Source organism: Paracoccus sp. AK26 (assembly GCF_011801365.1).
GTDB classification, from domain to species: Bacteria; Pseudomonadota; Alphaproteobacteria; order Rhodobacterales; family Rhodobacteraceae; genus Paracoccus; species Paracoccus aerius.
This window is the reverse complement of record NZ_CP041041.1, coordinates 2,362,027-2,382,832: the sequence shown is the minus strand read 5'-3', so window position 1 is coordinate 2,382,832 and position 20,806 is coordinate 2,362,027. Positions and strand designations below refer to the sequence as shown.

The window sequence follows — 20,806 nt, the reverse complement described above, 5'->3', positions numbered from 1 at the left end:
GCCGGGATCAAGCGAAGGGGGGCGTCTTGCCCGTCGCCAGCGTCAGCCTGACGAACCTGCCGGGAACCGAGGCGGCCATTGGCCGGGCGGGCAGTCATTGCATCATCGTTGACCGGCCCGAAGGCAAGGCCGGGGGCTTGGGCCTGGGCTTCAACGGGGCGCAACTGCTGGCCCTGGCGATCGGCGGCTGCTTCTGCAACGACCTGCGCTATATCGCGCATCGGCGCGGCTTAGGCATCGCGTCACTGGCGGTCAGGGTGGATCTGTCGATGGAGGGCGATCCGCTGATCGCGACGGGGGCGGACTTGGCGGTTCGCTGCACGCTGGAGGATGGCTCCGACCCTGGCCCCCTGATAGACGAGGCCCGGGAAAGCTCGATGGTCGGCTGTTCCCTGCCGCGCGGGATCCCGGTGTCCGTGGGGCAGGGGGTTTAGTCCCACCACCAGCCGTTCTTCCTCAGCGTCTGCCGGATCGGCTTTTCCTTGGGCGGCAGCCCGTCGGCGAACAGGGGGCGGACCTTCTGGCGGCCCTTGCCCTGGTAGATCAGCTTCTTTGCCGGCGCCCAGTCCTTCAGCCGCCTCTTGATGCGGTTCGGGGCGGCCGCAGCCTCCAGCACCTCCAGCACCCGGTCGGATTCGCGGGCGTAGAGCAGCGGCAGGTTGCGGTAATGGCAGGTGACGGCGCCATCAAGACCCGCAAGGCCGGGGCCGGGGCGCCCGCCGCCAAGGCTGTGGATCACCAGGGGCAGGATCACCTGGTCCAGCCAGGGGTCCAGGCTTTGGCAGGCCAGTTCGTCGGGCGGGTCACGGCGCACCGACAAGGCCCAGTCGAGAAAGCGTTGCCGGAAGACCGCCGGGTCGGGCCCGAAGAACCAGCCTGCGTTGAAATACAGGTAACGTTCCCAATGCTCGTCGGGCTGGGACAGGTCCAGTGAGGATGCGAAGTCCAGCCCGAAGCGGTCGTAAAGCGACTTCCAGATCGCCCCGTAGCCTGGGCCGTAGAGCGGCGGTTCGGGCCATGTCCCTTCGCGCCGCATCGAGGCCGCGGGCAGGGCGCTGTCAAAGGGCACCTGGTCCAGCGGACCCAGGATCAGCGTGTCCGTGTCAAAGAAGGCGAAGGGCTGGTCCTGGGGCAGGACCGACAGCGCCTCGATCTTGTTGCCATAGGGATAGGCCGCGCCGAAATGGCGGGCGATGAAGGGCGCGATCTCGGCCCCGAGCGAGTCCAGCAGGGCGCGGGTGTCGTCGGGGATCCGGGTGTCATGCCCGGCCCAAGCCCCGTCCGGCTGCGGCTCGGCCACGATCAGGCGTCCGGCGAAATCGGGCGCGGCATGGCGCAGGCTGGCGGCGAAGATGATCGCCTGGAACTCCAGCGGCCCAGCCTGGGCCACGATCAGCAGGTTCGGCGCAGCCATCAGCCGGCCAGCATGGCGAAGACGGTTTCCTTGGGCCGGCACAGGCGCGCGCCCCTTGGCCCGAAGACCACGGGGCGTTCGATCAGGGCGGGGTGGTCCGCCATGGCGGCGATCAAGGACTCGTCGGACAAGGCGGGATCACCCAGGCCCAGGTCGTCATGGGGCGTGTTCTTGCGGCGCAGCAGGCTGCGCGGGGCGATGCCCAGTCGATCAAGCGCGTCGCGCAGTTCCTGGGCCGAGGGGGATTGCTGCTGATAATCGCGCACCGCCGGATCCACGCCTGCATCCTGCAAGGCTTGCAGCACGAAGCGCGAGGTCGAGCATTTCGGATTGTGCCAGATCAGGTATTCGGACATGCAGCCCCCAAGGTCGATACAACCTTAGCGCGCAACGTCCGGAATAGGAAGCGCACTGGTTGCCTTGATCTCCTCCATCGACAGAAGCGCCGTGACGTTGTGGATCTTCACCTCGGCGATCAGCGACTGGTAGAAGCGGTCATAGGCGCGCGCGTTCCTGACCTGCACTTTCAGGATATAGTCGATGTCGCCCGCCAGCCGGTGCGCCTCGATCACCTCGGGGCGTTCGCGCAGCGCCTTCAGGAACCTGGCAGCCCAGGCCTTGTCATGTTCGCTGGTGCGGATCAGCACGAAGAAGCAGGCCTCCAGCCCCAGCGCCTCGGGGTCGAGGATCGCCACCTGGCGGCGGATCACGCCGGCTTCCCGCAGCTTGCGGATGCGGTTCCAGACGGGGGTCTTGGACGCCCCCACCCGGTCGGCGATCTGGTCGAGCGAAAGGCTTGCATCCTCTTGAAGCAGGGACAGGATTTTGCGATCCACCTCGTCCAGCCGGAAATTTGTTTTGGCGTGGCCAGTATTCTGTGGAAGCTGTTCCGTCATGATCGTCCAACGTGGCTGAATGTCCTTATTTTCCTGACCCTATCGCAAAGATCCAGAACAAAATTCTATATTGTAAGGACCAATCCGAAAGGGTCAGACCATGAGCAAAGCCTTCGTACCGACGGCCGCCAAGCCCGGCGTCATCACCGCAAACGACCTGCGCGAAGGCCATAACCTGTGGATGTGCGAGGACGGCTGGACCGCCGATCCCGCGCAGGCGACCCTGTTCGAGGACGAGGCCATCGCCGATCTGGCGCTGCTGAAGGCGGTGGGCCAGTCCAACATCGTCGTCGGCCCCTATCTGGTCGAGGCGCGGCGCGGCCCCAACGGCCCCGAGCCGACCCATTTCCGCGAGGCCTTCCGGCAGCGCGGGCCGTCCAACTATTTCCACGGCATCCAGACCCTGAAGCAAGCCAAGCAGTCCGAGGCCAGCAATGTTTGACGTCCGTCCCGTCGATACCGATTACGTGCGCCACCGCGCGGCCCAGTTCCGCGCCCAGGTGGAACGTCGCCTGGACGGCAGCCTGACAGAAGAAGAGTTTCGGCCCCTGCGCCTGATGAACGGCGTTTATCTGCAGCTGCACGCCTATATGCTGCGGATCGCCATCCCCTATGGCACGATCAGCCCCGACCAGATGCGGATGCTGGCCCATCTGGCCGAAACCTATGACAAGGGCTACGGCCACTGGACCACGCGGCAGAACATCCAGTTCAACTGGCCCAAGCTGGTCGAGATCCCCGACATGCTGGACAAGCTGGCATCCGTCGGGATGCACGCGATCCAGACATCCGGCAACACGATCCGCAACGTGACGACCGACGCATTCGCGGGCGCGGCGGCCGACGAATACATGGACCCGCGTCCCTATGCCGAGCTGCTGCGCAGTTGGTCCACCGACCATGCCGAATTCCAGTTCCTGCCGCGCAAGTTCAAGATCGCCATCAGCGGCGCACAGCGCGACCGCGCCTTGGTCGCCGCCCATGACATCGGGTTGCGCCTGATCCAGAAGGACGGCCAGACCGGGTTCGAGGTCTGGGTCGGCGGGGGCCTCGGCCGTACGCCCATGCTGGGCAAGGTGATCCGCGACTTCCTGCCCGAGGCGGACCTGCTGGCCTATATCGAGGCGATCATCTCGACCTACAACCTGTCGGGACGGCGCGACAACAAGTACAAGGCCCGCATCAAGATCACCGTGCACGAGCGCGGCCTGGACGTCTTCAAGGCCGAGGTCGAGGAGGAGTTCCAGAACCGCCGCCGCGACTTCCACGGCGCCGACCGCGAGGCCTTGGCGATCTTCCGCGACCGCTTCGCCGCGCCCGCCTTCCGCAACGGCCCGACCGACGGCTATGAGGCCGAGCGGGCCAGGAACGGCGCCTTCCGCAGCTGGACCGACACCAACCTGCACCCCCACAAGGTCGATGGCTATGCCAGCGTGATCGTGACCTTCAAGACGCATGGTGAGACGCCGGGCGATGCCACGGCCGACCAGATGCGCCTGCTGGCCGATCTGGCGGAACAATACGGCCATGACGACCTGCGCATCAGCCATGACCAGAACGTCGTGCTGCCCCATGTCCACAAGTCTGACCTGCCCGCCGTCTATGCGGCGCTGCAAAAGGCGGGGCTGGCGGTGGCCAATGCCGGGCTGACCAGCGACATCATCGCCTGCCCGGGCATGGACTATTGCACCCTGGCGACCGCCCGGTCGATCCCCATCGCCCAGGAAATCGCGACGCATTTCAAGGATGCGGGCCTAGAGGATGAAATCGGCAAGCTGAACATCCGCATCTCGGGCTGCATCAACGCCTGCGGGCATCACCACCTGGGCCATATCGGCATCCTGGGCCTGGACCGGGCGGGGGTGGAAAACTACCAGATCACCCTGGGCGGCGACGGCTACGACATCCCGGCCATCGGCGAGCGCGCCGGCGCGGGCTTCCCCTACGACCAGGTCGTGCCTGCTGTCGATCGCCTGCTGCGCGCCTATCTTGAAGTCCGCGCGGACGCCTCGGAACGCTTCATCGACGCCTATCGCCGGCTTGGTCCCGCCCCGTTCAAGGCCGCGCTCTATCCCGAGCCTGCCCATGCTTGATGACACGCTGGACAGTCGTGCCGCGCGGTTGAACGACCGCTATCGTCATCATGCAGCGACCGAGGTCCTGCGCCGCGCCGTCAGCGACCCGGATCTGGGGCGGGTGGCACTGGTGTCGTCCTTCGGGGCCGAATCCGTGGTGCTGCTGCATATGGTCAGCCGGGTTGCGCCCGGTCTGCCGGTGCTGTTCATCGACACGCAGATGCTGTTTCCCGAAACGCTGGAATACCAGCGGGACGTATCGGCCCGGCTGGGCCTGACCAATGTCCAAGTGATCCGTGCCGACCAGACCCAGGTCGCGCGCCAGGATCCCGACGGGACGCTGCACCAGTTCGACGCCAATGCCTGCTGCGACCTGCGCAAGACGGTGCCGCTGGAAGGCGCGCTGTCTGGCTATGACGCCTGGATCACGGGCCGCAAGCGGTTCCAGAACAACGACCGTGCCGCGCTGGAGTTCTTCGAGCCCGAGCCGCCGTCCCGCCTGCGCATCAACCCGCTGGCCCATTGGCGGGCCGAGGATGTGCAGGAATACATGGTCGAGAACAACCTGCCGCGCCATCCGCTGGTGGCAAAGGGCTATCCGTCCATCGGCTGCGCGCCTTGCACCTCGCCGGTGAAGCCGGGCGAGGATCCCCGCGCCGGACGCTGGCGCGGCAGCGACAAGACCGAATGCGGCATCCACTTCATTGGCGGCAAGATCGTCCGCGGAAAGGTTCCGGCATGACCGACCAGTTGAACAGCGAACGCGTCATCGCGCGCGACGACGGCTTCCATCCGCTGGTGGACGAGGCCGAGGTGACCCTGGCCCCCGACACGCCGCTGGCCGATCTGGCCACCTATCTGGACCGCGCACTGATCTCGATCGACTTTCCCGCCTTCACCGACGGGCGCGGCTTTTCGCTGGCCCGCCGGCTTCGCGAATTGGGCTTCAAGGGCCGCCTTCGCGCCTCGGGCCGGCTGATCGCGGACCAGTATGCGATGGCCCGCCGCGTGGGTTTCGACGAGGTCGAGGTCGCCCCCGACATCGCCGCGCGCCAGCCGGCCGAGCAGTGGATCGCACGAGCCGACTGGAAGGCCTTCGACCACCGCGCCCACCTGGCGGGCTAGGGCTTTCGCCCCGCCGCCCCATCGACTAGAACATGCAGGACTTCCCATGACCCTGGACATTCCCGTGGCCGAAGCTGCCAAGACCGCCTCCAAGACCCTTCCCGACGCGCAGACCGTGACGGCGGTCAAGCATTGGACCGACAGCCTGTTTTCCTTCCGGGTGACGCGTCCTGCGTCCTTGCGCTTTCGTTCGGGCGAATTCGTGATGATCGGTCTGCTGGGCGACAACGGCAAGCCGTTGCTGCGCGCCTATTCCATCGCCTCGCCCAACTGGGACGAGGAACTGGAATTCTATTCGATCAAGGTGCCGGACGGGCCGCTAACCTCGAAGCTGCAGCACATCCAGCCGGGAGACGAGATCATCCTGCGGCCCAAGCCCGTAGGCACGCTGGTCCTTGACGCGCTGCTGCCCGGCAAGCGGCTGTGGTTCCTGGCCACCGGCACCGGCATCGCGCCCTTCGCGTCGCTGATGCGCGATCCCGAAACATACGAGCGGTATGAACAGGTAATCATGATGCATACCTGCCGCACCGCCGAGGAACTGACCTATGGCCGCGAACTGGTCGAAAACCTGAAGCACGATCCCCTGCTGGGCGAGATCTACGGCGAGGATTTCGCCAACCGCCTGGTCTACTACCCCACCACCACGCGCGAGGAATCGCCGCTGATGGGCCGGATCACGGACAACCTGACCTCGGGCAAGGTCTTCACCGACCTGGGCCTGCCGCCGATCAGCCCGGAAACGGATCGCGCGATGGTCTGCGGCAGCCTGGCATTCAACGTGGATGTGAAGGCGGTGCTGGAAGGCTTTGGCTTGCACGAAGGCGCCAATTCGGAACCCCGCGAATTCGTGGTGGAAAAGGCCTTCGTGGGCGACGGCGTTTAAGCCCTTCAGAATTGACGGATGAAAAGGGCGCGGGATGACTGCGCCCTTTTTCGTCGGAACTTTCCGCCGATCACGCCCCGGTCACGCTGATGTTGGGAACCCGCGTCTTGGATTGCCGGTTGATTTCGCGACAGATCAACCCGTTCAAGGGAAGGGAAGACCCATGCGTCGCATGATCAACAACACCACGGCCATAGCGGCCTGCCTGTCGCTGCTGGTGCCGCCGATGGCCCAGGCCCAGGCACCGGCCGATGGTGAACAGCCGCCGGTTCCGCCTGCGCAGGCACAGCCGGCCGAAACGCAGGCCGAACAGGCCGCCCCCACCGAGGCCAGCGAGGAAGCCCCGGCCGAGGAAGCCGCCGCAGAGCAAGTCGCCGAGGAGCCGGTCGAAGAACCCGCAGCCGGGGAAGCGGCCCAGGAACAGGCATCCGAAGCCGCCGAGGAGGCCGCCCCGGCCGAAGCTGCGGCCGAGCCTGAAGCAGAAGCGCCAGCCGAGGAGGCCACCGAGGGCGCTTCTGAGGGCGCTTCTGAGGGCGCCTCTGAGGAAGCGCCTGCCGAGACCTCTGCCGAGACCCAGCCCGAAGCCGCGGAACGTCCTGCCGAGGCCGCGCGCGAGCAGCAGGCCGAGCGTCCCGCCGCCGCCGCGCGCGAACAGCAAGCCGAGCGTCCGGCCCGGGCCGGGAACCGCGAAACCGCGCCCGCCGAGACCGAGGCCGAGGAAACCACCGAAGCCGAGGCTGCTGCCGAGGAAGCCCCTGCCGCCGCCGAAGCTGATGCCGTGACCGACGAGCGCCCGGCCGAGGCCGCGCGCCAGCAGGACCAGGAACGCCCGGCTGCCGCAGCCCGCGAACAGCAGGCCGACCGACCCGAACCCGCACCCGAAGACACGGCCGAAAGCGAAGATTCGCTGCGCGACGCGCTTGAGGCCGAGCAGCAGGCCGCGGAAACACCGGCAGCGGAAGAAGCAGCCGAGGAACCTGCCCAAGCCGAAGCCGATGCGCCTGCCGGTGAACAGGGCGAGGATGCGCTGCGCGAGGCGCTTGAGCAGCAGGATGGAACGCCTGCCGCCGAGAACCAGTCCACCGCGAACGAGACCACCGAGAACCAGCCTGCCGAGGACCAGTCCGCCGAACAGGCCGCTGCCCCCGAAGGTGAAGGCAATGCCCCCGAGGCCGATGCCCCGGTGACCGAGGCGGCCGAGCAGGCGGCGCAGGAAACCGGCGCAGCCACCGCTGCCGCGCTTGACGATGAGCAGGAGGGCGAGGTCGTCGAGCAGGAAATCACCGAGGAGAACAGCCGTTCATCCAGCGAGGATTTCGCCACCAGCCTGCGCGAGGCGCTTGAGCCCGGACAGGAACAGGCGACCGAAGGGGAACAGGCCGCCCGCGAGGAAGACGACGATGACGACAACGACTTGGCCAAGGCATTGCTGCTGGGCTTGGGCGCGGTCGCCGTTGGCACCTACCTGAACAACAACCGGCAGGTGACGCTCAGCGCGCCGGACCGGGTCGTCGTGACCCGCGCCGATGGCAGCCAAGAGGTCATCAAGGACGAGGTCGCGCTGCTGCGCCAGCCGGGATCGACCGTTGCGACCGAGAACTTCGACGATGGTTCGTCCCGCACGGTCGTGACCCGCAGCGACGGCAGCCGCGTCGTGACCATCCGCGATGCCGATCTGCGCGTGCTGCGCCGCACGCTGGTATCGCCCGACGGCACCCAGACGCGCCTGATCGACGACACCGCAACGGTGGAACCCGTGGACGTGGCAACGCTGCCCGCACCCGCGCCGGTTGCCTCCACCGGCGTCTATCAGGACGAATCCGCCCTTCGCGAGGCCCTGCGCCGCGAGGTTGACCTGGATCGCCGCTTCACCTTGGGTCAGGTCCGCAGCATCCCCGAGGTGCGCGCCCTGGTGCCGCCGGTGACCATCGACGCGATCACCTTCGACACCGGCTCGGCCGCCATTTCGCCGGACCAGGCGCGCCAACTGTCCACGCTGGGCAATGTCATCGCGGAATCGATTGCCGAAAACCCGCGCGAGATGTTCCTGATCGAGGGTCATACCGACACGGTGGGTGCGGATGCCGCCAACCTGGCCTTGTCGGACCGGCGCGCGGAATCGGTCGCCCTGGCGCTGTCCGAATACTTCGACGTCCCGCCGGAAAACTTGGTGGTTCAGGGCTATGGCGAGCAATTCCTGCAGGTAAGGCAGGAAGGCGATGTCCGCGAAAACCGCCGCGCAGCGGTGCGGCGCATCACCGACCTTCTGCAGACGGCAGAGGCCAACTGACGAAGAAAAGCCCCGGCAGTGCCGGGGCTTTTTCGTTCAAAGGTGGCGGGGAAACTCGATCTTCGGACAGCGATCCTGGATGACGATGATGCCGCGCTGTTCCGCCTTGCGGGCTGCGGCATCGTTCCGGATTCCAAGCTGCATCCAGATCGACTTCAGGTGCGGAAGATGCGCCAGGGCTTCGTCCACGATCGGCCCGACCGCCTCGGACCGGCGAAAGATGTCAACCATCTCGACGCCTTCGGTGGCAGGAATATCGGCCAGCCGGGCATAGACCTTTTCGCCCAGGATCGTGTGTCCGGCCTGACCCGGATTGACGGGCACGATCCGGTAGCCGTTGGCCTGGAGATAGCGCGCGACGCCCCAGCTGGGCCGTGCCTCGTTCGGCGACAGGCCCACAACCGCAATCACCTTCACGCCACGCACAATCCGCGCAATATCTTCGTCATCCTGAAAATCGACTTCCATGACGGGCCTCCCCTCCTCGTCCAAAAGTTGTAGGATCATTACATAGAAAAGGCGCCCGGTCCAGAAAACTGGCCGGGCGCAAGTCGCGGAACGAGGGACAGTGATCTGAACATGACGGTTCCGAGGTCATGTTCCGAATGGTAAATGGGCAACACCGCCTTTAAGTTCCAGAATAATCGCAATCTTGTGATGGAAAAATGCGGGCAGATTTGTCAGCGTTGCCAGCTTTCCTGGGCCTTGGCGATGATATCGGCCGGCGCCGCCTGCAGCTTGCGGAATGCCCGGCTGGACCCTACCAGATATAGCTTGTTGCCGATCACGACGAAATGTTTGGGATCCCCGGCCACGCGCCGCCCCTCGGACAGCGCCACAGGGCACAAGCCGCCGAAGGCGGGGGCGAAACGACGGGGGTCGGATTCAAAGCGGCTGCGGTTCTCCTCGGACGCGAAATGCCAGACCTTGCCCTTCCACAGCGTCGAGATGTCGCCCCGACCCGGCAGGGGCCGCCCGCTTTCCAGGAATCCCACGGCATCATAGCCGTCCATGGCCCAATCCTGCGCCATGGCCGGCAGGACTGGGGCGGCGGTCAGCATCAACGAGATCAGCAGCGTTTTCATCGGCAGGCAGTTTGTGGCGGCAGCAGAAGCCTTAATTGGCAGCACTGGCCAAGATTCTCAACGTCGCCGCAAGGATTGTCGCAGCGATGTGATTTTCACGCCATGCTGGCTGCATAGAGCGCGACCGCCGCCGCATTGGACACGTTCAGGGATCCGAAATCCGCTGCAAAGGGAATGCGCGCGACATGGTCGCAGCTTTTGGTGGTCAGGTCGCGCATCCCCGGCCCCTCGGCCCCCAGGACCAGGCAGACGGCGCGGCCCGGCAGGGTTTCAAGCAGGTCGGGCAGGGGGCTGGTGCCGGTCCCGTCCAAGCCGATCAGCGTAAAGCCCATGCCCTTCAACTGACTCAGCGCCTCGGCCAGGTTGGGCACGCGCAGATAGGGCTGCCGTTCCAAGGCGCCCGAGGCAGATTTGGCAAGGGCGCCCGTCTCGGGTGCGGAATGGCGGGCCGGTGCGATCACCGCCCGTGCCCCGAAGACCTCGGCCGAGCGCAGGATGGCGCCGATGTTGTGGGGATCGGTCACCCGGTCCAGGGCCACCAGCAGCGGCCGCTTTTCGCCCGCGGCCTCGCGCAGCACCACGTCGCTGAGCCCGCCCCATTTCAGCGGCTTCACCTCGAGCGCGGCGCCCTGGTGGACGCTGTCGGGGGCCAGGGGCGCCGCCTTGCCGAAGACGCGGGGATCGGTGATCTCGGGCGTGACGCCATGCAGGTCGCCCAACCGGTCCACAGCGTTCTGCGTGACGACCAGCCGCAGCTTTTCGCGGCGCGGATTGGCAAGCGCGTCGCGGACCGCGTGCAGGCCGAACAGCCACACCGTCTCGGCTGCCGAAGCGCGGCGCGCGCGTTCCTTGTCGATCACCCAGGTGGGTTTCTTGGGCTTTCCGGGTCGTTCGGCCATGCGCAGGATCCTTGTGGCTGGCCCCCTTCATGGCGCGCATGGCACCCCGGACGCAAGGGGCCGAAATCCGCTTGACGCCCCCCGCCACGCCCGCTAATGACGCCCCCACGCCGAATGGCTCGGCGGGCGACGTGCTGCAAGGTGCGGCAGCGGACTGTAACTCCGCCGGGGAGACCCATGCCTGGTTCGATTCCAGGGTCGCCCACCATTTCCCCTTAGTGTTCCGGCAATGGTGCGGTCGTGGCCGAACAAGGCGCGGTCCGCTGCCTAGGACACCGCCGCCCGAGGGGCCGGCTTCACATCGATCTTGCCAAGAAGGCGCGCGCTGATCGTGTCCCCGATGGGAAATGCGGATGTCGCGGCGGGCGAGGGTGCGTTGCAGACATGCAGGGTCCGTGCCGTTTCGCGGATCAGGAAGTCGTCGATCATCCTGCCGTCCCGACCCACCGCCTGCGCCCGCAATCCCGAAGGATAGGGCTGCAGATCGGCCAGGGTCAGCATGGGGCAATAGCGGCGGCAGCGTTCAAGATAGACCTTGCGGGACAAGCTGCCGCGCATTTCCTGAAGGCCAACCTTCGCAAAGCGCCGCGCCAGACGCCAGAAGCCGGGAAAGGCAAGGCTGGCGGCGATATCGGCAGCACCCGGCCAACTGCGCCCATAGGTTTCACGGCCCAGCGAGAAGACGGCATTGGGGCCGACCGTGACATAGCCGCCGATCATCCGGGTCAGGTGAACCCCCAGGAACGGCAGCGAGGGTTCGGGAACCGGATAGATCAGGTGGCGGACAACCTGGTCCAGATGGGGGGCCAGGCGGTAGTATTCGCCCCTGAAGGGGATGATCCTGAAATCATCGGCCAGGCCTGACATGGCCGCGATGCGGTCCGCCTGTAGCCCCGCGCAGGCGACGGCCGAGCTGGCCGAGAAATCCCCGACCGAGGTTTCGACGACCACCTCGTCGGGACGCTCGTCCAGGTTCGTGACAAAGGCGCCGAAGCGGAAATCGACCCCTTGCGCGGCCAGAAGATCGCGAAGCGTCGCACAGATCCGGGCATAGCTGACGATGCCGCTGGCGGGGCTGAAAAGCGCGCGAAGCCCGACGATGTTGGGCTCCATCTCGGTCAGTACGTCGCCTCCGATCAGGGTCGTGGCCAGGCCGTTGGCCCGCGATCTTTCGCCAAGGTTTTCCAGTGCGGGCAGTTCGTGCGGTTCCGTGGCGACGACCAGCTTGCCGCAGGTGTCGAAGGGGATGCCGTGCTGTTCGCAGAACAGCTTTGTCCGCGCGGCCCCTTGCTTGCAAAGCGTGGCCTTCAGGCTTCCCGGCGCATAGTAGATCCCGGCATGGATCACCCCGGAATTGTGGCCCGACTGGTGAAGGCCCGGGCCCTTTTCCTTTTCCAGAAGGGTGATGCGGAGGTCGGGGTTCGCGTTCCGCAGGCTCCAGGCGGTCGTCAGGCCCAGGATGCCCCCGCCCACGATCACGACATCATTCTGCGGCATGATCCCCTCCGTCGGTTGCATCGCCTTGATGCAGAATTGCCGCGCATGGCCGGGCGGTAAAGGGATCATAAGGCGGTCGCCGCAAGGCCCGCCATAGGTGAGGAAGGTCATCCGGGGCCTGGCCATCCCTCGTTGCCCTGCCTGCCGGATCAAAATGGCCAGATGGTTCGCGGGCCGCCATGCATTCGGATGATGCGCAATGCCCATTCGGACAGTTTTCCGTCCCTGACTTCGCAGCAATCCTTCGGGAAGGCATGGGTCACCAGATTCTGCCGCAGCAGAGCGGAGAGTTTCCTTGGCGATAAAAGATTGCACAATCGGCAGCGGCGCGGTGATTCACCACCCCGATCTCGTGAACCTGTATGGCTGCAGCGTCGGCGAGGAAACACGGATCGGAACCTTTGTCGAGATACAGGCGGGCTGTTCGGTCGGCGCGCGCTGCAAGATATCCTCGCACAGCTTCCTGTGCGAAGGCGTGACGCTGGAGGACGGTGTCTTCGTCGGCCACGGGGTCATGTTCACCAACGACCGCTATCCCTCGGCGGTCAATCCCGATGGAAGCCTCAAGGGCGGCGGTGACTGGGTCTGCGAAGGCACCCGCGTCAGGCATGGCGCCAATATCGGATCGAATGCGACGATCCTGCCGGGGATCACCATCGGCATCGGCGCCACCGTCGGGGCGGGTTCCGTCGTCACCCGGGACGTGCCGGACCACGCCATGGTGGCCGGAGTGCCGGCGCGGATCATTTCCCGTGGCGCATCCGCCGCAAAGCGGACCGAATCCCTGGAGGCAAGGACATGATCCATGTTGGCGTCATCGGCTATGGATACTGGGGGCCGAACCTCGCGCGCGCCGTCGCGGAAAGCGGGGTGGCCCAGGTCGCGATGATCGCGGACCAGTCGCCCGATGCACTGGCCCGCGCGGCGTTGCGCCACCCTGCAGCCAGACTGACGACGGATCTGCAGGAACTGCTGCGCGATCCGGCGGTGGATGCGGTCATGATCGCGACGCCGGTCCAGACCCATTACGCCTTGGCCCTTGCGGCGCTGAGGGCGGGCAAGCACGTCCTGGTCGAAAAGCCGATGACCGATGATGTCGACCAAGCGCGGCATCTGGTCGACGAGGCGGCGCGGCGGGGGCTGACGCTGATGGTGGATCACACCTTCGTCTATACCCCGGCCGTGCAGGCGATTTCCCGTCTGGTGCGCGAGGATGTTCTGGGCGCCATCTACTACTATGATTCGACGCGGGTGAACCTGGGGCTGTTCCAGCGCGACGTGAACGTCATCTGGGATCTGGCCGTGCATGACCTGGCGATCCTGGATCACCTTCTGGACCAGCGGCCGGTCGCCATCTCGGCGAGTTCCGCGGGCTTCCTGGCCGGTCGCCCGGACAACATGGCGCAGTTGAACATCCACTATGGCAACGGGGCACTGGCGCATCTGAACGTCAACTGGCTGGCGCCGGTCAAGATCAGGCAGACCCTGATCGGGGGAAGCCGCAAGATGGTCCTGTATGACGACATGCAGACCAGCGAAAAGCTGCGGGTCTATGACCGGGGCGCCAGCTGCGGCAGCGGCCCTTACGAACATCTGGTGTCCTATCGCATCGGCGACATGTACGCCCCGGCGCTGTCCTCCAAGGAGGCGCTGCTGACCGAGGTGGAAATCTTTGCGGACTGCATCCAGCAGGGCAGCGCGCCGGCGACGGACGGGCTGGCCGGCCTGCGCATCGTCGAGATGCTGGCCGCGGCTACCCGTTCGACCGAGCTGCGCGGTCATCCGATCGATCTTGTGAACTTGAAGGTGGCATCATGATCCCGTTTCTGGACCTGCGGCGGCAATATGGCGACATCAAGGACGAGCTTGAGGGCGCCGTCCTGGCCACCCTGCGCAGCGGGCAATATGTCCTGGGCGAGCAGGTCGAACGGTTCGAACGGAACTTTGCCGACTATTGCGGCGCCCGGCATGTGATCGCCGTCAGCAGCGGAACGGCGGCGCTGCAACTGGCCCTGCTGGCGGCCGGCATCAAGCCGGGCGACGAGGTAATCACGGTGCCCACCACCTTTGTCGCGACGGTGGCTGCCATCGCCTATTGCGGGGCGACGCCGGTTCTTGTCGACGTGGATCCCCGCACCCTGACCATGGATCCCGAGAAGCTGGAAAAGGCGATCACGCCGCGCACCCGCGCCGTCGTCCCGGTCCATTTCCACGGTCGCCTTGCCGACATGGCGGCAATCGGCGCCATTGCAGAAAAGCACGGGCTGTGCGTGATCGAGGATGCCTGCCAGGCCCATGGGGCCGAACGCGTCGGGGTCCGCGCCGGCGCCTTTGGCGCGATGGGCTGCTTCAGCTTCTATCCTGGCAAGAACCTCGGCGCCGCGGGCGAGGGTGGGGCGATCACCACCAGCGACGATGCCCTGGCCGAGCGGCTGCGGATGCTGCGCGACTGGGGGCAGCGCGAGCGTTCGGTCCACGAGCTGCGCGGATACAACCTGCGGATGGATGCCGTTCAGGGCGCGGTCCTGGACGTCAAGCTGCGCTATCTGGCCGGCTGGAACGCAGCCCGCCGTCGGGTGGCGCAGGCCTATGACGAGGGGTTGTCGGGTGCGGTGGAACGGCCTTCGCCTGCGGGACCGGCGGACCATGTGCGCCATGTCTATGCCCTGTGCCATCCCCAGCGGGATGCCCTGCGCCAGGCCTTGGCGGATGCGGGCATCGCCACGAACATCCATTATCTTCGGCCCGTCCACCTGCAGCCCGCCTATGCCGACCTGGCGGCCGGACCCGGCAGCTTCCCCGTGGCCGAGCGATATGCCCGCACCACGCTGTCCCTGCCCATCTATCCCGAATTGACCGGACCCGAGATCGGCCGCGTCATCGACGCCGTGAATGCCTGCGCCGAGCGGCTGGAAACCACCAACCCGCCTATGGAGATGGCATCATGAGCAACCAGACGATCCTTGCCGGTGCCAATGTGCTTGTGACCGGCGGCAGCGGCTTTGTCGGCTCTCACCTGGTGGACCAATTGGTCGAAGCGGGGGCGGCGCAGGTCGTGGTGATCGACAACATGGTGCGCGGCCGGCCGGAAAACCTGGCCGCGGCCATGCAGACGGGACGGGTCCGCCTTGTGTCGGGCGACATCCGGGACCGCGCCTTGATGCAGTCGCTGGTGGCCGAATCCGAAGTCGTCTTCCACCAGGCCGCCTTGCGGATCACGCATTGCGCCGCCGAGCCTGACGAGGCGATGGAGGTGATGGTCCAGGCGACCTATGACCTGTTGCAGGATTGCGTGCGCTACAAGGTCGGAAAGGTTGTCATGGCCTCGTCAGCCTCGATCTATGGGCTTGCGCCGCATTTCCCGACGCCCGAAAGCGACCCGCCCTATGCGAACAGGACGCTGTATGGCGCGGCGAAGACCATGGGTGAAGGGCTGCTGCGGTCGTTCAACGACATGTATGGGCTGAACTATGTCGCCCTGCGCTATTTCAATGTCTACGGCCCCCGCATGGACCTGCATGGACGCTATACCGAGGTGCTGGTCCGGTGGATGGAACGCGTCGCCCAGGGACAGCCGCCGCTTGTGTTCGGCGACGGCTTGCAGACCCTGGACATGATCCATGTCCGCGACGTGGCGCGGGCCAATATCCTGGCTGCGGAAAGCACGGCGACGGACCGGGTCTACAATGTCGGCTCGCAGACCGAGACCTCGCTTCTTCAACTGGCGCGTCTTGTGGCGTCCCAGATGGGACGGCCCGATCTGGTGCCGGTCCACATGCCCGAACGCGCGGTGAACCCCGTGCCCCGGCGCCTTGCCGATTGCCAGGCGGCGGCCGACGACCTGGGCTTCCGCGCCCGGATCGGGCTGGCCGAGGGGCTGGCAGAACTGATCGACTGGTGGCGCGCGCAAGGCGCCCTTGACCTGGCGGTGGCGGAATGATCCCGATCGCGAAGCCCTTGTTGGGCGAGGCCGAGGCCAACGCCGCCTATGATACCGTCCTGTCCGGCTGGGTCAGCCAGGGGCCGAAGGTGGCCGAGTTCGAGGCCGCCTTTTCCCGCTTGACCGGCGCCCCCCATGCCTGTGCCGTGTCAAATTGCACCACCGCCTTGCATCTGGCGCTTCTGGCCGTCGATGTGGGGCCGGGCGACGAAGTCATAACGGTGTCGCATTCCTTCATCGCGGGCGCCAATGCGATCCGGCAATGCGGTGCGACGCCCGTCTTCGTCGATATCGAGGCCGGTGGCTACAACATGGATCCCACCCTCATCGCCGCTGCCGTGACGCCGCGCAGCCGGGCCATCCTCTGCGTCCACCAGATCGGAATGCCCTGCGACATGCCCGCCATCATGCGGATTGCACGCGCGCATGGCCTGGCCGTGGTCGAGGATGCCGCCTGCGCGGCAGGATCACAGATCAGGATGGACGATGCCTGGCGGCAGATCGGCTATCCGATCGGCGACGTGGCCTGCTTCTCGTTCCATCCGCGCAAGGTCCTGACCACGGGCGAGGGGGGGATGCTGACCACCGCCCGTGCCGGCCTGGACGCCAAGTTCCGCTTGTGGCGCCAGCATGGCATGTCGGTTTCCGACCGCCAGCGCCACGCCAGCGCCAGCGTGATCTTCGAGGATTACCCGGTCCGGGGCTACAATTACCGCATGACGGACATCCAGGCCGCCATCGGGATCGAACAGCTGGCCCGGCTGCCCCAGATCATCGCCCAACGCCGCAGGCTGGCTGATCGTTACCACCAGGCACTGGAGGCGATGTCCGGGGTCACGCGGCCTGCAGAGCCGGACTGGGCATCGTCGAACTGGCAAAGCTATGCAGTGGCCCTGGCGCCGGGGCTGGACCAGCGGCAGTTGATGCAGTCGATGCTTGACCGGGGCATAGCGACCCGACGCGGGATCATGAACATGCACCAGGAAGAGGCGCAGATGGACCTGCCTCGCCGGTTTGCCCTGCCGCGGTCGGAACAGGCCCGCGACCAGACGATCCTGCTGCCGCTTTACGCGCAGATGACCGACGACGAACAGGATGAGGTTCTGGCGGCCCTGGACGATGGCCTGGCTGCGCAGTTCCACGGCAGCCGCCCCCGGGCAGACGTCCTGTCCCGAGAGCCGGTCCAGTCCCATTCCTGACCGCAGCCGCGGTGCGGGTTGCAGGCGGTTGCCGCCTGGCCCGTGCCAGGGCCCCATCCGGGCATCTGCCCTATCCTAATGGACATTTGGTTTTTTTCCACCGGTGAGGCAGGATCAAGAAGCACTCTTTGGCAGATCTCCGGTTCGGACGGACAGCAGAGGAGGAACCCAGGATGAAGCCCGATGCCGCTGACGCGTTCAGGCCGCGGCGTCAACCCTCGGGACGTTCGCCCCTTCGGCATGACGACCGCGACCCGGCGGAACCTGCCGCAGCCAATGGATCGTTCGAACGCGGAACCGTCGCCCGATATGCGCGCGGGACCGAGATCATCGCCCAGGGGGATGCCGACAGCAGGATCGGCCTTATCGTATCGGGGCTGGTCAAGGTGTCGATGACCAGCGGCAATGGTGACAGCTATATCGTGCAGATCCTGCATGAAGGCCAGTTGGTCGGCGATCCCTGGCTGGGCCAGAGCGCCTTTTCCTGGGGGGCAGCGACCCATGCGGGGATCTGCTGGCTGACGCCCGATTCCGTCCTGCGGTCAGGTGGTTCCGACAACACCCAATTGCTGGGCCTGTCGGACACGCTTGCGGGACAGTTGCGCGAAGCCCAGTTCTCGGCGCTGTCGCTGCGGGGGCGCAACGCCTTGCAGCGCATTGCCTATTGGATTCTTGCCCAGATCTGTTGCGAGCCTGGCCCGGCGGAAGACAAGCATATCCAGATCCTGCTGACCCGCCGTGATCTTGCATCGCTTCTGGACATGACGGTCGAAACGCTCAGCCGCGTCATGCACCAGCTTGACGAACACGGCGCCATTGCCTTGCTGACACCGGACACGCTGCGCGTGAGGGATCTGGCAAGGCTGTTCGACGAGGCCAAGCTGTCCAGCGACAGCGGCGAGGGCGAGCTTGCCGACAATGGATGGAGGTGGGGGTCAAGGGTGACGCAGATCGGCGCAAAGACCGTCTGAGACAGGCTGGGGCGGCCGGCATTCCTGGCCATGCCGCAAAAGAAGAAGGGCGCGGGGCGCCCTTCCCGTGTGCAGGGGTTGATGCGTGCCTGTCAGGCCGCGTGGTCCAGCGTCGCTTGCCAGTTCTGCTGGAACTCGGCCCAGTCGAAGCCGTCGTGGTTGGCTGCGCTTGCGTCCCACTGATGGTGATCCACCTGTGCCTGCTTCGCAAGATCCGCATCGGCGACCTGGGCCAGGTCGGCCAGGTCATCGGCCTGGTTCGCGCCGGACGCATCCTGATTGTCTTTGGCGGCAAAGACGAACTCGTCCTGCTGCGCGGCGGCTTGGTCCGCATCCTTCAGCATCAGGTCAACCCAGTAGTTGCTGCCCTTGAAGCTTTGCTGCGGGAAGCCCCCGCGGTCGGAATAGGAATAGACGCCTGCGTTCGCCTCGACCGATACCGGGCCCAGATCCCGATCCGCGGTGAAATAGTTCGACGTGGCTGCATAGCGACCGTTGCTGGTGAAATACGAAGCCACATAGTCTTCGCCTTCCTCCAGCACGACGGGCTTGTCAAAGCTGACCTCTTGCCAGCCCTTGCCCTCGACGTCGCTGACCCTTGCCTTTGCGATCAGATCGCCATCCTCGGACCAGAGGCTGACGGATTTCACGTTGGCAGCCTCAGAGGCGATGTAGACCCGCAGGCCTTCGACCTCGACGGGGGCGTCGGCGGTGAACTTCATCCCCAGTTCGACCGCCCGGTTGTCGGCATCGGCCCGAACCTTGGCGGTGTCGGCGTCATCCCACAGTCCTTGCACGTCGTTGCCCTGGCCGGGCTTTGGCTCGACAGGCTGCGGCTGCGGCTGCGGTTGCGGTTGCGGCGCAGGAGCGGGCGACGGCTTCTGCTCGTCCTCAGGCTGCTGGGGCTGGGGCTGAGGTTGGGGCTGCGGCTGCGGCTGCGGCTCGGCCGAACCGCTGCCCGCCTCGAATGCGCCGATGTCAACCGTTCCCTTGACCCGAACCGCGCCGTCCAGATCGTGCTGGGCCAGGCCGAAGGCCGAGGTGCCCGCGTCGATGGCGGCCGAGCCCTTGGTCAACTGGAAGTCCCCGTTGGCGGCATCGACAAAGCCCGGCGCCACGCCAAGCTTGTTGCCATCCGCAGCCGACAGGCCCTTGTTGCCGCCGTCGGTGCGCACCGACGGCGCGCCGTTCGTCCCGGCATAGGTCAGGTTGTTGGCCCAGACCACGCCGTCATTCGTGTAGCCGCCGTAGGACGTGTTGTCGATCGCGGTGTTGTTCCTGTTCACCGACGGATCGGCGACCGCGATGTTGTTCACGAAGGTGTTGTCGCTGGACTGCGAGTTGCTGATCTCGCCGCGCCAGGTGCCGGTGTTCTGGTTGTCCTGGTTGTTGTGCCAGGCCGTGTTGCCGCGAACGGTGACATTGTCGCTCCAGGTGACCTGGATGCCCTTGCCGCCGTTGAGGTAGACCAGGTTGTTTTCCACAAGTGTCGGATAGGTATAGCTGGGATGGCCGCCGGTCTGGGTGCTTTGGAAATCGTCGATGATGATCCCGTTGCCGTCGGTATGCTGGCCGGATTTCGTGACGTTGCCATAGGAGGTGTTGTCGCGGATGATGGTCCGGAACCCGCCGGTCGTCGTGTCGCCGGTGATGTTGCGGTTCTGGTAGATCGAGATCCCCGAGAACCAGCCGTCCGAGGCATTGTCAAAGGTCGTGTTGCCTTCGACGCGGATGAACTCGGACTGGTTGAACTGGATGCCGGATTCGCCGCTGCCCTGGATGACGTTGTCCAGCACGTTGATGTGGTGGACGCCGTTCGCCTCGATCCCGTCGCCCCGGGCGTTGTTGATCTTGAAGCCCTGCACCGTGACATAGTCGTCGTTGATGCTGATGCCGTTCCAGCCGCTGGACGGCGGATTGATCGTCACGGTTCCCGGCGTCTCGGCGCGCAGTGTGACGTTACCGGCGGCCGACCCGCCCGTGTTGATGTGCAGGGCTTCGTTATAGGTTCCCGCGCGGACGACGATTTCGTCGCCCGGTGCAAGCCTCGCGTCAAGCGCGTGCTGGATCGTGCGGAAGGGCTGGGAAGCGCTGCCAGTTGCGCCATCGCTACCGTTCGTAGCGACAAAATAGGTTGCCATGGGTTCTTTGCCTTTACTTCTGGATGCGTCCCCGGAGGCTCCGGGTTGTCCTGAAGCTTTTAGGATGCCTGCCGCTGCTGGCGCATCCCCGTAAAGGCTTCGGTTTTTGCACTGCGGCAACAGGCTGCCGAGCGGATTTCGGCTGACGGTCCCCGACCATGAAGGCAGTTCGCGGCAAATCCTTGTTTTGGCATGGGCCGGATCATGCTGATCACCCCAAGCGGGAATCTGCCAGACGGTCATCATGCCGGCGGCGAGTGTTATCCACAGCTTCCACATGACCCAACCGGAATGTTTTCAAGGCATTGTATCTGAACGGAATAGTTTAGCAGGGCTGCGAAAGGCCAAACATTGCCTGTTCTGCAAGTTCGCCGCCATTTTGTCTGCT

At 65.7% G+C, this 20,806-nt stretch carries 21 protein-coding genes and 1 tRNA gene; 14 read left to right on the top strand and 8 right to left on the bottom strand.

Features of this window, described 5'->3' with window-relative positions; genetic code table 11:
- Window positions 1–26: 26 nt before the first annotated feature.
- Entirely contained in the window at window positions 27–434 is a 408-nt protein-coding gene (locus FIU66_RS11825; RefSeq protein ID WP_167622954.1) for an OsmC family protein, read from the top strand.
- Here the strand turns inward: FIU66_RS11825 and FIU66_RS11820 are convergent.
- Genes FIU66_RS11820 through FIU66_RS11810 form a run of 3 tightly spaced genes read right to left on the bottom strand, consistent with a single transcriptional unit; the run spans window position 431 to window position 2,310 of the window.
- Window positions 431–1,414 (bottom strand): hypothetical protein, encoded by a 984-nt coding sequence (locus FIU66_RS11820; RefSeq protein ID WP_201281062.1) that lies wholly within the window; start codon window positions 1,412–1,414, stop codon window positions 431–433. The genes FIU66_RS11825 and FIU66_RS11820 overlap by 4 nt on opposite strands.
- The gene (gene arsC / locus FIU66_RS11815) at window positions 1,414–1,770 is read right to left on the bottom strand and encodes an arsenate reductase (glutaredoxin) (RefSeq protein WP_167622953.1); all 357 of its coding nucleotides are present in this window, start codon (window positions 1,768–1,770) and stop codon (window positions 1,414–1,416) included. Before arsC ends, FIU66_RS11820 begins: the two co-directional genes overlap by 1 nt.
- A 24-nt stretch (window positions 1,771–1,794) precedes the next feature.
- The gene (locus FIU66_RS11810; protein WP_167622952.1) at window positions 1,795–2,310 is read right to left on the bottom strand and encodes an Lrp/AsnC family transcriptional regulator; all 516 of its coding nucleotides are present in this window, start codon (window positions 2,308–2,310) and stop codon (window positions 1,795–1,797) included.
- A gap of 100 nt (window positions 2,311–2,410) precedes the next feature.
- On the opposite strand from FIU66_RS11810, the gene FIU66_RS11805 reads away from it, so the two are divergent.
- The 6 genes from FIU66_RS11805 (at window position 2,411) to FIU66_RS11780 (ending at window position 8,686) form a co-directional block, all read left to right on the top strand.
- Window positions 2,411–2,752: a DUF2849 domain-containing protein gene (locus FIU66_RS11805; RefSeq protein ID WP_167622951.1), complete on the top strand. Its 342-nt coding sequence runs from the start codon at window positions 2,411–2,413 to the stop codon at window positions 2,750–2,752.
- Complete coding sequence (locus FIU66_RS11800) at window positions 2,745–4,403, top strand: nitrite/sulfite reductase (RefSeq protein WP_167622950.1); 1,659 nt, start codon at window positions 2,745–2,747, stop codon at window positions 4,401–4,403. Before FIU66_RS11805 ends, FIU66_RS11800 begins: the two co-directional genes overlap by 8 nt.
- Window positions 4,396–5,127: a phosphoadenylyl-sulfate reductase gene (locus FIU66_RS11795; protein ID WP_167622949.1), complete on the top strand. Its 732-nt coding sequence runs from the start codon at window positions 4,396–4,398 to the stop codon at window positions 5,125–5,127. Before FIU66_RS11800 ends, FIU66_RS11795 begins: the two co-directional genes overlap by 8 nt.
- Entirely contained in the window at window positions 5,124–5,510 is a 387-nt protein-coding gene (locus tag FIU66_RS11790) for a DUF934 domain-containing protein (protein WP_167622948.1), read from the top strand. The genes FIU66_RS11795 and FIU66_RS11790 overlap by 4 nt, the downstream gene beginning before the upstream one ends.
- 46 nt (window positions 5,511–5,556) lie before the next feature.
- A complete protein-coding gene (locus tag FIU66_RS11785; protein WP_167622947.1) occupies window positions 5,557–6,396 on the top strand; it encodes a ferredoxin--NADP reductase in 840 nt (279 codons plus the stop codon).
- Window positions 6,397–6,559: 163 nt separating this feature from the next.
- Window positions 6,560–8,686, top strand: coding sequence for an OmpA family protein (locus FIU66_RS11780; protein WP_167622946.1), 2,127 nt, complete (start codon window positions 6,560–6,562; stop codon window positions 8,684–8,686).
- Between the two features lie 36 nt (window positions 8,687–8,722).
- Here the strand turns inward: FIU66_RS11780 and FIU66_RS11775 are convergent, their stop codons facing one another.
- The 3 genes from FIU66_RS11775 to rlmB form a co-directional block, all read right to left on the bottom strand.
- Window positions 8,723–9,154, bottom strand: a complete 432-nt coding sequence (locus FIU66_RS11775; protein ID WP_240544681.1) for a CoA-binding protein — start codon at window positions 9,152–9,154, stop codon at window positions 8,723–8,725.
- A 212-nt stretch (window positions 9,155–9,366) separates the two neighbouring features.
- Window positions 9,367–9,771, bottom strand: coding sequence for a YHS domain-containing (seleno)protein (locus tag FIU66_RS11770; RefSeq protein ID WP_167622944.1), 405 nt, complete (start codon window positions 9,769–9,771; stop codon window positions 9,367–9,369).
- Between the two features lie 95 nt (window positions 9,772–9,866).
- Window positions 9,867–10,670, bottom strand: coding sequence for a 23S rRNA (guanosine(2251)-2'-O)-methyltransferase RlmB (rlmB, locus tag FIU66_RS11765; protein WP_167622943.1), 804 nt, complete (start codon window positions 10,668–10,670; stop codon window positions 9,867–9,869).
- 124 nt (window positions 10,671–10,794) lie between these two features.
- On the opposite strand from rlmB, the gene FIU66_RS11760 reads away from it, so the two are divergent.
- A tRNA-Tyr gene (locus tag FIU66_RS11760) sits at window positions 10,795–10,878 on the top strand.
- A gap of 59 nt (window positions 10,879–10,937) precedes the next feature.
- On the opposite strand, the gene lhgO is transcribed toward FIU66_RS11760, so the two are convergent.
- Window positions 10,938–12,167: an L-2-hydroxyglutarate oxidase gene (lhgO, locus tag FIU66_RS11755; protein ID WP_167622942.1), complete on the bottom strand. Its 1,230-nt coding sequence runs from the start codon at window positions 12,165–12,167 to the stop codon at window positions 10,938–10,940.
- Between the two features lie 295 nt (window positions 12,168–12,462).
- Here lhgO and FIU66_RS11750 point away from each other — a divergent pair, with 295 nt between their 5' ends.
- The 6 genes from FIU66_RS11750 to FIU66_RS11725 all read left to right on the top strand — a co-directional run bounded on the left by FIU66_RS11750 (window position 12,463) and on the right by FIU66_RS11725 (window position 18,277).
- Window positions 12,463–12,969: an acyltransferase gene (locus FIU66_RS11750; RefSeq protein ID WP_167622941.1), complete on the top strand. Its 507-nt coding sequence runs from the start codon at window positions 12,463–12,465 to the stop codon at window positions 12,967–12,969.
- Window positions 12,966–13,985 (top strand): Gfo/Idh/MocA family protein, encoded by a 1,020-nt coding sequence (locus tag FIU66_RS11745; protein ID WP_167622940.1) that lies wholly within the window; start codon window positions 12,966–12,968, stop codon window positions 13,983–13,985. Before FIU66_RS11750 ends, FIU66_RS11745 begins: the two co-directional genes overlap by 4 nt.
- Complete coding sequence (locus FIU66_RS11740) at window positions 13,982–15,115, top strand: DegT/DnrJ/EryC1/StrS aminotransferase family protein (RefSeq protein ID WP_167622939.1); 1,134 nt, start codon at window positions 13,982–13,984, stop codon at window positions 15,113–15,115. Before FIU66_RS11745 ends, FIU66_RS11740 begins: the two co-directional genes overlap by 4 nt.
- Entirely contained in the window at window positions 15,112–16,107 is a 996-nt protein-coding gene (locus FIU66_RS11735) for an SDR family NAD(P)-dependent oxidoreductase (RefSeq protein ID WP_167622938.1), read from the top strand. The genes FIU66_RS11740 and FIU66_RS11735 overlap by 4 nt, the downstream gene beginning before the upstream one ends.
- Window positions 16,104–17,306, top strand: coding sequence for a DegT/DnrJ/EryC1/StrS aminotransferase family protein (locus FIU66_RS11730; RefSeq protein WP_167622937.1), 1,203 nt, complete (start codon window positions 16,104–16,106; stop codon window positions 17,304–17,306). Before FIU66_RS11735 ends, FIU66_RS11730 begins: the two co-directional genes overlap by 4 nt.
- 173 nt (window positions 17,307–17,479) lie before the next feature.
- Complete coding sequence (locus FIU66_RS11725) at window positions 17,480–18,277, top strand: Crp/Fnr family transcriptional regulator (RefSeq protein ID WP_167622936.1); 798 nt, start codon at window positions 17,480–17,482, stop codon at window positions 18,275–18,277.
- Window positions 18,278–18,369: 92 nt separating this feature from the next.
- Here FIU66_RS11725 and FIU66_RS11720 read toward each other — a convergent pair whose 3' ends face one another.
- Window positions 18,370–20,418, bottom strand: a complete 2,049-nt coding sequence (locus FIU66_RS11720) for a DUF4082 domain-containing protein (protein ID WP_167622935.1) — start codon at window positions 20,416–20,418, stop codon at window positions 18,370–18,372.
- Between the last annotated feature and the right edge of the window lie 388 nt (window positions 20,419–20,806).